This window comes from Enterococcus sp. AZ078 (assembly GCF_051714985.1).
In the GTDB taxonomy this organism is placed as follows: Bacteria; Bacillota; Bacilli; order Lactobacillales; family Enterococcaceae; genus Enterococcus_B; species Enterococcus_B hirae.
Genome location: NZ_JBIOSW010000001.1, coordinates 2,424,215 through 2,437,830, shown reverse-complemented (window position 1 = coordinate 2,437,830; position 13,616 = coordinate 2,424,215). Strand labels below are relative to the sequence as shown.

Genomic DNA, 13,616 nt, shown 5'->3' with positions numbered 1-13,616 from the left:
AAGAACTGAAAGGAATCATTATATTCCTTAATTTGTTCTGTATTATCTTGGTTTTAGAATGTTGGTTCCGTTCTTTCTTATTATGGTGTCAGGATTGGTTGGTTTATTTTTTGCTACATTTTTAAAAAATTAGTTAGGAAAATAAAAAAGGAGTGGTACAAATGCTATCGCTAGACAGTAAAACGTGTATAAAGGTTTCAAGAAATTTCTTAATCGGTAGTTTTTTCTTAATGATGTTGATGATTGTTGGTTTGCTTGGTAAAGTTTATGGATTTATTCCGTTAAGTGATCTTCCAGAAGGAAGTCTGATGATTTTCTATTATCTTAGCTGTTTGCTCAGTGGGCTCAGTTTGATTTTTTCTACAGGTACGCATTCAAAAATTTTAAAACGGACAGCGGCGATTATTCATTTTAGTAGTGTTTATTGGTTTTCTCTCTTTATTTTTGCTTTTCTTTTCCATGTACTTTTTTTAATCGTTCTTTATTTGTTCCTAGCTATCGTTTTACTGACAGCAAGCAAGCAGAAATGGCTAGCGATCACTTTCTTCGGGATACCGATGATTATTTCAACTGGCTTTTTTATCAAGCTCAATTACGAACTAATCCTTTATGGGGGACGATGGTCATGGGACACCATTGGATACATAGTCATTCTTCATTTATCAGGTTTAAGTGGTCTGATTCTTTCAGCGCAGCTCGATAAGGGAAAAGCCAAGTGGATACTTTTGGGTATTAATTATTTATTTGCAACTTATTACCATATCTACATCTTTCTTCATTGAGACGTCTTACATACATATCGATTACTGGAAAGGAAAGTAGCTTGTTAGAATATAAAAAGGTTTTTTTTAGAAAGGAGTAGTGTGGATGTTGTCGCTAACAAGTAAGACCTGTACGAAGTATTCCATGATTTTCTTCGTCTGTAGCATTTTTCTAGGTACATTATTGGTAATGAGGGGCTCTGTTGGGATAATTGTGAAATCTTTTCACAACCTTTCAGAAGTAAGTTTAGTGTTAATCTATTGTCTTTGCTTTTTACTCAGTGGACTTAGTTTGTTGTTTTCTACCGGAGTGTATGCCACCCCTTTAAAAAAATGGACAGCTATCGTTCATTTTGGCTGTCTTTATTGGGTTTTATATATTTTTACCGGTTTTATTGGCATTCAAAGAAATGATTTAATTGCCTATTTGCTACTAACAATTTGGCTACTGAAAAAAAAGGATCAGAAACGCGAGGCGATCATTTGTTTGGGATTGCCAATGGCTTTGTCAGTCGGACTTTTTATAGAGATCAATCTAGTGTTCATCTATTATCTTTGTTGTTTACTCAGTGGACTAAGTTTGCTTTTTTCTACTGGTGTGCATTCAAAACTTTTAAAAAGATGGGCAGCTTTCATTCATTTTGCTTGTGTTTTTGGAGTCGTATTTATTTTTATCGGCTTTGTTAGTATTGCAAGATTTGATTGGTTTATTGCGCTAATTGCTTATTTGCTACTATCTATCTGGTTACTGAAAACAAAAGATCAGAAACGAGTAGCGATCATTTGTTTAGGATTACCAATGATCTTGTCAGCTGGCTTTTTTATCAGGGTCCACTACAGTTACCTTACCTCTGGGGATTGTTTGCGTACGCTTGGATTTTTGATTTTACTAAGTTTGTCTGGGTTGGTTGGTCTTATTCTTGCGGCGAACCTCAAGAACGAGAATAGAAAAGTCAAGTGGGTTCTCTTAGGGATCAATTATTTTTTTGCAACCTATTTCCATATCGTCGTTTGGATTTTTGGTCTATAACTATCAGGTATTTGACAAAGGCAAGTGTTTAGGAGAGATGAGTATTCTTATTAAAAATACTAAAAAATGTGTTTGAAGAATGAAAAGGAGAGAAGAAAATGATCCCATTAAAAAGTAAAACCTGTACCATCATTTCATTTGTTTTGTTAGCGTTATCTTTTAGTGTTGCTTACGTTGGCTATATCCAAACAGATGAGCTTAAGTTTCTATTGTTAGTGAGGATTACGTGTTGGTTATTAGGTGGCGTTAGCCTTTTCTTTGCTACCAAGATCAAATCTAATTATCTAAAAATAGTAGTGATCCTTCTAAATTTTATCAGTCTCTATAATTGGCTGTATAGCTGGCTTGATAATTGGTTTGATATTTGGCGAAGATTTAATTGAATCGGTTTGGCATTTTTAAAATTATTGAAGGAGAAAAGATGAAAAAAATAGTTGACCATAAAGGGCTATGTCTTGCTATGATTCTATCGATTAGTTGTTTCCTAACGCTGTACTATATTTATGATTTTTACTTAGATATCGAAGGGTTATTTTTAGAATTATTGATGATTATTCTTGGTATTACAGGAATTTACTTATCAATGAAGATCCGACAGACACGTTGGCGATGGTTCTTATTAGGGATCAATTATTTTTTGGCTACCCACTTGCAAATACTTGTCGTTTTCAATACCTTTGTGAAATTTTTTTGGCAATGAGCGTAAAAATAAGAGCAAACGAACTTAAATGAGTAAGAACCAAGCAATGAACGGTGAGAGAAATGTTTCTATTGAAATTAGATCCAGTCTATAAAAAAGGAGCTGTGTGGATGATTTCAAAAAATAGTAAACCTGTACGATTGTTTCGTTGGGGTTGTTAGGTAGTTGTATCGCTTTAGGTGTTGTGCCATTCGTTATAAAGGAACAAGCAGCGTGGTTGCTCTTATCCTATTATTCTTGTTGCGTGTTGAGTGGAGTCAGCTTGATTTTTTCGAGAGGTAGCCGGTCTAAGTTCTTAAGAGGATTCGTCGTGATTGTCCATTTTCTTTGTGTCCATGGACTTGCCATTTTTATCGTTTTAGGACTTTTTATTTTTGAACCCTCTGGTTGGTTAATAATTATGGTAGGATTGTGCTATTTATTTGTATCAACGATGCTATTTTTTAGTTCACAAAAAAAATGGGGAAAAATGGTTATAGTTAGTTTACCATTACTATTTTCACTTGCCTGTTTTATTTGGGGGAATTACTTATTAGCTGGACATTTTTCTTGGGAGATAATTGGGGCGTTGATTTTACTGACTTACTTTGGCTTGATTGGACTTATTCTTTCCGCACAACTCGAGGATGGAAAAATTAAGTGGGTATTACTAGGGATCAATTACTTCTTTGCTACTTATTTTCACGTGGTCTTTCTGCTCTACATAATTTTTGATTTATAAGGATAAATTGACGAATGAGAACGGTTGAAATTGTATAAAAAGTGAGAAAAATAAATGTAAACGAAAAAAGTCTAGACGATAAAAAAGGAGATGTATGAATGTTTCTAGAAAAAGTAAAACCTGTATGATTGTTTCGTTAAGTTTATTAAGCATTTGTATTATTTTAATTGCTATGCCCGTCGTTATAAAAGAACAAGCAATATGGTTGGTCTTATTCTTGTTGCACAACTCGAGGATGGAAAAATCAAGTGTGCATTAGTAGGCATTAGTTACTTCTTTGCTACTTATTTTCACGTGGTTCTTTTGATTAACGAAATTTCTTGGCTATAAAGAATAAGTTAAGAGTGGGGGAAAAGCAAAAAATTAATTGGCTAACAGGTAGTAATTAGTTTTTCACCACCTACTTTAAGCAATTTATTTATTAATAGAAGGCTATATTTTTTAGGAATATCCCTTGGTTTTATTATGCTTATTGTACAAGATACAACGTTGATTTTCTTATGCGATCGATTGTTTCTTGTTGGAGATGCAGTAGAGGGAGCTTGCTTTTTTTGAAAGTATTGCTTCTCAAGGATTAAAAAGATTAGTGATTATACTTAATCTTATTTGTATCTATGGTTGGATTTGGCTTTATTGTCATAGCGGATGAAAGGAGGGAAAAAGTGAATAAAAAATTTTATTTAATATGTCTAGGTTTGTCTATGTTTTGGTCAATTAGTAGCTTAGTATGTGTGCATTTTTATTATGGAGTAAATAGCCCCCAAGGACTGTTTTTAATCATGAGTATGATTATACCTGGAATAATTGGGCTCTACTGCTCCACCAAGGTTAGCCATCAAAAAATAAGAGGGATCTTACTTTTTACCAACTATCTATTTTTTACATATTTCAATTTTATGCAACTTATGGAAATTATAGGTTATTTACTTAACTTTTTACAAAACAAATAAACAAAAAACATCACTTTTATTTCAAAGGAGAAAAAAGATGCCGTCATTAAAATTAAAAAAAGCTACAATGCTAACATCGTTTTTGTTACTTAGTCCGATTGTTTTGACTAGTTTGTACTTCATTCCACGTATCAACAACTATCATTACGTCTTTTTTATATTCGTGATGATGAGTTGTTGGATCATCGGAGGGGTTAACTTGTTTTTATCCACAAAAATTGAATCCAAATTCTTAAAAAGAATCATTATTTTCCTTAACCTAATCTGTATTTTGGGCTGGCTTTTTTTTGGGGGGTGAAAAAAATGATACAAATTGAAAAGAAGAAAAATCATTTTATTTAATGTATCAGGTATATCTTTTAACAAAGATGGTGCTATTAATCCTCAATTATTTGTTTGCTACTTATATTCTTTCCTTACGCTTATTTTCTTCATGTGGATAGTCTTTAACTATGAGCAATCGACTGAACAAAAGCAAATGATAGAAAGACGATTCCAATTTTCTTTTTTTTAAAAGTGATTAAATGGCTATACTGATACTTTGATAAATAAGGGATGAAATTTTCAAAAATATATCGTATAATGTAAAGCACTGAAAAGTTGCGACCTTCAACTCGTAGATGATTTCAGAAAATCTAATTGAAATGATGGTGATACCATGAAAGACAACAGCAAGACACGCGTTGTCGTTGGGATGAGTGGCGGTGTCGACTCATCTGTAACAGCACTTTTACTAAAGGAACAAGGCTACGACGTCATTGGGATCTTTATGAAAAACTGGGATGACACGGATGAAAATGGTGTATGTACAGCTACGGAAGATTATAAGGATGTAGCGAAAGTTGCTTCACAAATCGGGATTCCTTATTATTCTGTCAATTTTGAAAAAGAATATTGGGATCGTGTATTTGAATATTTCTTAGCTGAATACCGAGCAGGACGGACACCTAATCCAGATGTGATGTGTAATAAAGAAATCAAATTTAAAGCATTTTTAGATTATGCGATGGATCTAGGTGCTGAATACGTAGCGACTGGGCATTATGCGCAAGTAGTGCGTGACGAAAATGGCGTAGCACATATGCTTCGCGGTGTAGATAACAACAAAGATCAAACTTATTTCTTAAGCCAATTGTCACAAGAACAATTAGCGAAAACAATGTTCCCACTAGGTGGCATGGAAAAAACACAAGTACGTGAAATTGCGGAACGTGCAGGTTTAGCAACTGCTAAAAAGAAAGATTCCACTGGGATTTGTTTTATAGGCGAAAAGAATTTTAAACAATTTTTAAGTAATTATTTACCAGCTAAAAAAGGAAATATGGTGACACTTGATGGTGAAGTCAAAGGTCAACATGCTGGATTGATGTATTACACGATCGGTCAAAGACAAGGCCTAGGGATTGGTGGTGGCGGTGCATCACAAGAACCTTGGTTTGTAGTCGGAAAAGATCTTGCAACGAATACGTTATATGTAGGACAAGGATTTCATCATCCTGCCTTATATGCAACAAGCCTTGATGCGAGCGAAATCCATTTTACAACGAATGAACCAATGCCAAAGGAATTTAAATGTACAGCTAAATTCCGCTACCGCCAACAAGATGTGCCGGTAACGGTTCGGTTATTAGAAGGCGATCGTGCCGAAGTGATTTTTGATGAACCTGTACGGGCGATCACACCAGGTCAAGCTGTCGTCTTTTATGATGGAATGGAGTGTCTTGGTGGTGGCTTGATTGATCATGCCTACAATAAAGAAAAAGTCTTGCAATATGTGTAAATCTTGCTTGCGAACAGCTCTTTGAACAACTTTCTTTTGTTAGAAGAACAAGAAAAGAGTTAAGACAAGTTTAGTTCTGAGAAATAAGCCGAAGAATCCGAAAATAGTTTCGCCTATTTTTGGTATTCCTCGGTTTTTTTTGCTAGAGTGTCTTCTGAAATATCAGTAAGGGGTTTTTGAAGCAAAGAGTTTTCAGATTTTTGTCTAATAATTTTTTCTGAAGAAAACAGTGTCAGGCGACTTTTTCAACAGGCGGTTCTATCTATTTGAAAGCGTTATTTTTAAAAAGAGAGTATAATAAAATCGGAAACCGATCGTTTATCTCATTTACATGGCATCTAGGAGCGACGAGTGTTTCTTGGTTTGTTTGAGTATCGATGAATAGAAAGTAGTGAATCAAAAATATTGAAGAAAGCAAAAGGAGCGAAAAAGATGGAAATCACACATTTTGGACTGGAAGAATGGTTGAATAAGTGGGAAAAAGAAGCAGTATATGACCTTGCACAAAGTTCCATCGAAGCACTGACGTTAGAAGAACTGATTGGGTTAGACGGAACGACAGTTACTGATTTTTTTCAATCTTTGAGTAAAACGTCGTTGGATTATGGGTGGAGCGAGGGGACGGCAACTTTCAAAAAAGAAGTCGCTTCTTTGTATCAATCGCTTTCTTCAGAAAACATTATTCAAACCAATGGGGCGACTGGGGCGAACCTTTTGGCGCTGTATGGATTGATTGAACCAGGAGATCATGTGGTCTCCATGTTGCCAACCTATCAGCAATTGTATGACTTACCCAAATCTTTAGGTGCAACTGTTGATTTCGTACCACTCACAGAAGAAGAGGAATGGCGTTTTGATAGTGTGAAATTAGTTGATGTGATCCAACCAAATACTAAAATGATTTGTTTAAACAGTGCCAATAATCCAACAGGTACATTGTTGGATCGCCAAACATTGGAAGAAATTATCGAAATTGCCGAAAAAGTCGATGCGTATATTTTGATGGATGAGGTGTATGCCCCATTAGCAGGGGGAGATTTTGTCTCAATCGTGGATCTGTATGACAAGGGGATCACGACTAATTCATTGTCAAAGACTTATTCTGTTCCTGGTATACGCATCGGCTGGGTAGCAGCGAATCAAGAAATCATTGAGCGTTTAAGAAAATACCATACCTATTTAGTACTTAGCGGTGGTGTTTTGTCAGATGCATTAGCGGTTCACGCACTGAGGAATAAAGAAAAGATCCTTGCACGAAATAAAAAAATCGTTTCGGAGAATTTAGCCATCGTTGAAAAATGGCTGGCTGATGAACCAAATGTCCAATTAGTGTTGCCGAATCACGTGTCAACGTCATTCATTCGCTTGAACATAACAGAAGATGATGAGCAATTTTGTATTGATCTTCTGAGAGAAACTGGTGTCTTACTGGTCCCTGGTAGTGCCTATGGGGTGCCTCAGCATGCGCGCTTAGGGTATTGTTGCAGGAAAGAAACATTAGAAAAAGGGTTAGCCTTACTTTCAGAATATCTAAAAGAACGTGGAAATAACAAAGCTTGAGAAATTGAAGAGATCTCCAAACGTTAGATTTTTTGGTCTATCTTTTGGAGGTCTCTTTAATTTAAGGTGTGTTTTTATCAATTTTGTTAGGAATAAAATAATTATTTTGGATGTTGCCAAACACGCTCTTTTTTATTTTTTGTTCTTCAAATTTTTTATAATATAAGTGATAGAGAGGACTACTAAAATAATAACTAAAAATGTAAAAATAAGTCTAAAAGATAACACGAGTTTTATAATTAAATTCCCCATTTTAATTATTCTCCTTTTTATAAAAAAGCTTTATTTTACTACAAGAGAGCGTTTTCTTTGTATATTTTTTAATAAGTGTTATTATAACCTTGTGGAAAATAATATCATATACTATAGGAGGAATGCAAATGTTTTTTAGGAAGATGGTTGGATTAGGAATATTAAGTGTTACAGCTTTAACATGTTTTAATGGTGTTACTAATGTTCATGCTTCAGATATAATTTCATCACAAGCCAATGAACCATTAGAATTAAGTCTTGATAATGTTTATAATTTGGAACAAAAAACTTCAAGAATAAGCAAATATGTGTTTGAAACAAAAAATTATACTAATAACAGAACGACAAGCACATTTGAAAAGATTCAGGTAGATTTTACGGATGCAGTATTTTATGATGAAGAGGGAAATATAGTCAATAAAAATAGTGTAATAGAAAATATCGCAAAGGATATTGAAGACTCTCAAAATACAAATCAAAAACGTAGTACTTGGAGAGAAGGTGGAAGTTGGACTAGCGGATCTGGGTATTCTATTTGTAAAGGGACAGCTATTCATGGATTTTCATTTGGGTTTGAATTAGTTTTTAAAGCTGATTATACAAGTGTGCAAGGTGGATATGATCAAATTGATAGAATCTATGGTGTAAACTTTGCTGGTTTTGGCTCTTGGTCTCCGATTTCTAGTGGGATATTTAGAAAAAAAGAACAAGCAGGTTATTCAGCATATGGTGGAGTAAAAGGTGCCTTGTCTAGCAATGGGCTCACTAAGTCAATGTACCTTTATCTTCGAGTAGGTAATGATACTGCTTGGATTGACAGTAATATGTAAAATGATCATTCATTTATAACTTAGAAAATATAAAATTTATGAGTGTGGAACAATAATCCTTTCTCAAAAAGAAGATAAGTCTAATTTTGATTTATAACATCAAAATTAGACTTATCTTTCCTATTATTGACACCTTGTCCTTTATTTTCCAAATTTTATCAATCTAAATCGATATCAATCGTTGCTCCTTGTTTCCAAATGTAAATAAAAGCAATGGAACGCCAATTGAGCTTTTGGGGGTCTCTTCAATCTGGAATATGACGATAGTTCTTGTTTATCCAGATTGACTATTAGTAAGCGATCAATGTCCATGAGGTTGTGTGTGTTTGTCTGAAGAAAGGACAGGTGTATCGGATGTTTCTGATGAGTCAACAAGCTCATTGTCATGGATTTCTTGTGTGTTACGACGTACTAGTAAGAAGTTCACTAAAACAAGTAAAGAAGTGGAAAGAAAGACTCCTCGGTAACCAAACACGCTTGAAACGCTCGAACCAATCATTGGACCAACGACATTCCCAGTTGCTTGGAAGGATTGATTGTAGCTAAAAATCCGACCGGCGGCGTGATGTGGGGAATATTTGGTGATCAAAGCTTGGACAGCTGGAAGCAAACAAGCATCTGAAATACCGATCAAAAAACGCAACGCAGCCAGTTCCCAGACATTCGTGACAAAGGCCATTGGGATATAAACTAAAATTGCAAACCCTAAGCCAATAGCTAAAATACGTTCACTCCCGATTTTATCGCCTAAGCGACCAAAACGAGGAGCGGCGATCAATGTGGCAATTCCTGGGATCGAAGCAATGATCCCACTAATCAGTGTGACACTGCCATGTCCATTTAGTAATTGACGAATATATAAACTAATGATTGGGCTAATAGAATTATTCGAAGCTTGAATAATCATTGTTGTGACGAACATACCAATCACGACATGGGGATACTTCAATTCTTTGAATATTTGTTTGGCAGAAGCCATATTTTCTTTTTTAATAGGTACAAATGTTTCATGAACAAAGAAGAGACTCAATAAAAAGACGAGAAATAAAATGATTCCTGTGATGAAGAAAGTTGGACGATAACCAAATGCTGAGGCTGAAATCCCCCCAAGTAAAGGACCAAGCAATGTTCCTGTGACGGAACCAGTAGCCAATGTTCCTAGGACTTGACCACTTTTTTCTTTCGGCGTACCAGTAGCGACAAGGGCAGTGGCATTACTGATGTAACCAGAAAAGATCCCTTGTAACAACCGAAGTGCAACAAGTTGATATACACTGGTCACACAACCCATCAAGGCAATAACGACAGCCATCCCTAAGGAAGCACGCAAGAGCATCAATTTTCTGCCTTTCTGATCGGCTAATTTGCCCCACCAAGGAGAAATCAATGTGGTGACGAAGAACGTAGAAGAAAAGGTCAACCCACTCCAAAAATTCAATTGCGACGTACTATAGTTACCTAACGTATCTATGTATAGTGACATAAACGGCATGACTAAGCTAAACCCAATTCCTGCCATAAAAGTCCCAAACCATAAGACAAATAAGTTTTGTTCCCAAGTTTCTCTTTTCCTAAATAATTTTTCTTTGATGCGTGTGGTCACTGTTATGTCCTTCTTTCTGAAAATTTTCATTTACATTCGCTTATTATAAACTACAATGTGTAGTTTATCAATGGAAGCCTCTTTTTTAAGTTCGTTTTTCATGGTAAACTAAAGTTGTTAAGTAGTTAACATACGAGAGGAACAACGAAATGAAAAAAAGAAATCTATCTCAAGAAAAAATCATCGCTTGCTTTCGTGGACTAGCGGAAGAGATGGATGTTCAACAAGTCACTTTTCAACACCTGGCTAAGGCGCTAGACGTCAAGTCTCCTTCCCTCTATAATCATTTTAAAAATATGCGTGATGTAAAGACCGCATTGACTGCAAAATTATTACAAGAGTTAAACGAAGCGTTGCGTCGTTCTTTGGTTGGAAAAAGTGGGGCAGAGGCGCTGCGTGTCTATGCACAAGTCTATCAGTCTTTTGCTTTTGCGAACCAGGCCGTTTACGAGTTGCTGATCAGTGTCCCTCACACCAATGAGGAGATTTTGTTAGAAGGAATCTATGAAACGAACCAGATCATTCTACAATTATTTGATGCCTTTGACTTGACCCGAAAAGAAAAAACGCATCGCAGCAGAGAATTGCGAAGTATCATCCATGGCTATTTGTCTTTACGATTTTTAGGCTATTTCACAAAGGAAGCAACTGTGTCTCCTGAAGAGAGTTATTCTTGGATGATCAATGACTTTATTGCCACTTTACCAAGTAAATAAGTAGTACGTTTCTTTAAAATAGACAAATTCATAAAATGTCCCTTTTATAAGAGAAATTTCTTGCAACTTTCTTGAAAAGTGTCTAAGATGAGTCTAGTAAAATCGTAGAGAAGGAGCACGAGTATGTATCAAGTAGTGACAATGTTCGGAGATAATGAGCCTTGGTGGTTCTTTGAGAATTGGGAAGAGGATATCGAAGTAGAAGAAACATTTGATTCTTTTGAAGAAGCACAGGTTAATTATGAACAAAAATGGCTTGCAATCAAAAATAAATACGAATATATCCATGCAAAAAGCAACTTTCTAAGTGCCTTCTGGAATGACGGAGACGAGCGCTGGTGTGAAGAATGTGATGATGATCTTCAACAATATAAAGGGTTAGCCTTATTGAAAAATCATCAGCCAATCACTTTAGAAAGCAGAAAGGAATTTTATGAAACAACTAATTCTAGCGGAAAAACCAAGCGTTGCGAAAGACCTAAGCAAGGTGCTTGGTGCTAATCAAAAACACAAAAATTATTACGAAGGACCCAAGGTGATTGTTACTTGGGCCCTTGGTCATTTGTTAGGGCTGAAAATGCCTGAAGACCTCAATAAAGAATGGCAAAGTTGGCAAATGGAAACGTTGCCGATGATTCCTAAAAATTTAGGAATCAAACCACTGCCTAAAACAGGTCACCAATTAAAAACAATCAAGCAATTGGCGCAACGTAAAGATGTGTCAGAGGCTGTGATCGCTACGGATGCCGGAAGAGAAGGGGAATTGGTTGCTCGGTGGATCTTGGAATATGTCCGCTTCAATAAACCAGTGAAACGTCTTTGGATTTCTTCCCAAACAGATAAAGCAATCAAGACAGGATTCAAACAATTGAAGCCCGCAAAAGACTATGATGCACTTTATTATTCGGCGCTAGCTAGGGCAAAAGCTGACTGGTTAGTAGGATTGAACGTAACACGGGCGCTGACTGTGAAGTATCAAGATAATCTATCTGCTGGTCGAGTTCAAACTCCAACACTCGCATTGGTTAGAACACAAGAACGGAAAATTGAAACATTTAGACCACAAACCTATTTTTCAATTTTATTAGATGTGCAAAAACAACAAGCAAAGATGGTTCAAAAAAATCAGTTCGCATTGAAATCTCATGAAGAAGCTCAATCATTAGTGAAAGAGTTAGCTAAAAATAAAGGGACTGTGACAGCCATCCAAGAAAAAGTAAAAGTGGAGCCGGCACCATTACCTTATGATCTAACGGAGATCCAGCGAGAAGCAAACCAGCGTTATGGCTACTCTGCTAAAAAAACTTTGGGACTGGTCCAAAGTTTATATGAAACGCATAAAATCGTGACGTACCCTCGTACAGATAGCAAATATCTGACGAGTGACATGAAAAGTACGATGAAAGAACGTTTACAGGCAGTCAGCGATTTTTCACCAGAAGTGAAACAGTATTTAAAAAATGGGGCAGTTGTTCGACAAACAAAAGTCTTCCAAGACAGTAAAGTCACTGATCACCATGCGTTATTACCAACTGAAAATCGTCCACGCTATGAGAAACTTAGCAACGAAGAACAAAAAATCTATCAAATGATTGTTACTCGATTCTTAGGTTTATTCGCTGAGCCACACAAAATCAGTCAAACAAAAGTGACTGTGACATTTGGCAAAGAACAATTTGTATTCCATCAAAATCAAGTCCTTCAAGCTGGCTGGAAAGATGTCAGTCAAAAGGAGAGCAATGAAGTGGACTGGGTTGAGGGAATGCGTATCCAACCAGAATTTACGATCAAGAAAGAACTATCGGCACCGCCTAAGCCTTTGACAGAGGCGAGTTTACTAGGACTTATGGAAAAACATAGTTTAGGAACACCGGCAACTCGTGCTGAAATCATTGAAAAGTTGATCAAATCGGAATTGATGGAACGAACACCGCAAGGCTTGCAAGTCTCACCAAAAGGAAAGCAATTATTGGAATTAGTCAATCCTTCCTTAGTGACCCCTGATTTAACAGAAAGCTGGGAGAAAGACTTAGAAGCAATTGCAGCAGGTCAAAAACAAGCCAGCCAATTTTTAAGGGGCATTGAAAAAGAAACAAAACGATTGGTACAAGAAATCAAAACAAGTAAACAATCTTACCAAGATTTCTCGATCACACAGAAAAAATGTCCAGACTGCGGTTCCAATCTTAGAGAAAAAAATACTCGAGATGGCAAAATCTATGTCTGCACGAATCAAGATTGTCATTACCGTAGAAGAAAAGATCCAAAAGTCTCGAACCATCGTTGTCCACAATGTCATCGGAAAATGGAGATCATCGAAGGCAAAAATGGCGGTTATTTCCGTTGTAAATATGATGGGACGACCGAAAAAATGTTAGATAAAAAAGAACAAAAGAAAAAAATGACGAAGCACGAAGAACGTCGTTTATTGAAAAAGTACACGCAAGCAGAAGAACCGGAAGAAAGCCCACTTGCTGCAGCTTTAAAAGCAGCAATGAAGAAATAGCGTGTCGTTTGTTGAAAATCAGCAATGGTTTTTGAGACCACTATTGTATGTTAAAAAATGGTGATTGGTTTCAAGTGATTGCTGTTTATGTAACATGGTTTAGAGTGTGAAAGAAGCTTAGTCTGAGACATAAGTCATGAGGTTCCTCTTATAAATTGTTGTTTTTACGTACAATTTTTAGGAGGAACCTCATTTTTTGTATGTTGG

12 protein-coding genes are annotated in these 13,616 nt (G+C 36.0%); 11 read left to right on the top strand and 1 reads right to left on the bottom strand.

Annotated features, from left to right (window positions below):
• Positions 1 to 230: 230 nt before the first annotated feature.
• From IGJ18_RS11390 to IGJ18_RS11355, 8 genes are all read left to right on the top strand, one after another.
• On the top strand, positions 231 to 782 hold the full coding sequence (locus IGJ18_RS11390) for a hypothetical protein (RefSeq protein ID WP_240144051.1): 552 nt from the start codon (positions 231 to 233) through the stop codon (positions 780 to 782).
• Between the two features lie 229 nt (positions 783 to 1,011).
• The gene (locus tag IGJ18_RS11385; protein WP_438843339.1) at positions 1,012 to 1,791 is read left to right on the top strand and encodes a hypothetical protein; all 780 of its coding nucleotides are present in this window, start codon (positions 1,012 to 1,014) and stop codon (positions 1,789 to 1,791) included.
• 98 nt (positions 1,792 to 1,889) lie between these two features.
• Positions 1,890 to 2,174, top strand: a complete 285-nt coding sequence (locus tag IGJ18_RS11380) for a hypothetical protein (protein WP_081128480.1) — start codon at positions 1,890 to 1,892, stop codon at positions 2,172 to 2,174.
• A 38-nt stretch (positions 2,175 to 2,212) separates the two neighbouring features.
• Positions 2,213 to 2,491 carry a hypothetical protein gene (locus IGJ18_RS11375; RefSeq protein WP_081128482.1) on the top strand — a complete coding sequence of 93 codons (279 nt, stop codon included), beginning with the start codon at positions 2,213 to 2,215 and terminating at the stop codon, positions 2,489 to 2,491.
• Between the two features lie 148 nt (positions 2,492 to 2,639).
• A complete protein-coding gene (locus tag IGJ18_RS11370) occupies positions 2,640 to 3,212 on the top strand; it encodes a hypothetical protein (RefSeq protein WP_373169406.1) in 573 nt (190 codons plus the stop codon).
• A 1,608-nt stretch (positions 3,213 to 4,820) separates the two neighbouring features.
• On the top strand, positions 4,821 to 5,942 hold the full coding sequence (gene mnmA, locus IGJ18_RS11365) for a tRNA 2-thiouridine(34) synthase MnmA (protein ID WP_010720804.1): 1,122 nt from the start codon (positions 4,821 to 4,823) through the stop codon (positions 5,940 to 5,942).
• A gap of 432 nt (positions 5,943 to 6,374) precedes the next feature.
• A complete protein-coding gene (locus IGJ18_RS11360; RefSeq protein WP_034700652.1) occupies positions 6,375 to 7,502 on the top strand; it encodes an aminotransferase in 1,128 nt (375 codons plus the stop codon).
• A 380-nt stretch (positions 7,503 to 7,882) separates the two neighbouring features.
• Complete coding sequence (locus IGJ18_RS11355; protein WP_225792577.1) at positions 7,883 to 8,584, top strand: hypothetical protein; 702 nt, start codon at positions 7,883 to 7,885, stop codon at positions 8,582 to 8,584.
• A 301-nt stretch (positions 8,585 to 8,885) separates the two neighbouring features.
• Here IGJ18_RS11355 and IGJ18_RS11350 read toward each other — a convergent pair whose 3' ends face one another.
• A complete protein-coding gene (locus IGJ18_RS11350; RefSeq protein ID WP_081128488.1) occupies positions 8,886 to 10,187 on the bottom strand; it encodes a multidrug efflux MFS transporter in 1,302 nt (433 codons plus the stop codon).
• A 149-nt stretch (positions 10,188 to 10,336) separates the two neighbouring features.
• Here IGJ18_RS11350 and IGJ18_RS11345 point away from each other — a divergent pair, with 149 nt between their 5' ends.
• From IGJ18_RS11345 to IGJ18_RS11335, 3 genes are all read left to right on the top strand, one after another.
• The gene (locus IGJ18_RS11345; protein ID WP_010720801.1) at positions 10,337 to 10,903 is read left to right on the top strand and encodes a TetR/AcrR family transcriptional regulator; all 567 of its coding nucleotides are present in this window, start codon (positions 10,337 to 10,339) and stop codon (positions 10,901 to 10,903) included.
• A 123-nt stretch (positions 10,904 to 11,026) separates the two neighbouring features.
• On the top strand, positions 11,027 to 11,404 hold the full coding sequence (locus IGJ18_RS11340) for a DUF1033 family protein (protein ID WP_010720800.1): 378 nt from the start codon (positions 11,027 to 11,029) through the stop codon (positions 11,402 to 11,404).
• Entirely contained in the window at positions 11,337 to 13,409 is a 2,073-nt protein-coding gene (locus IGJ18_RS11335; RefSeq protein WP_096708760.1) for a DNA topoisomerase III, read from the top strand. Before IGJ18_RS11340 ends, IGJ18_RS11335 begins: the two co-directional genes overlap by 68 nt.
• The last annotated feature ends 207 nt before the right edge of the window (positions 13,410 to 13,616 follow it).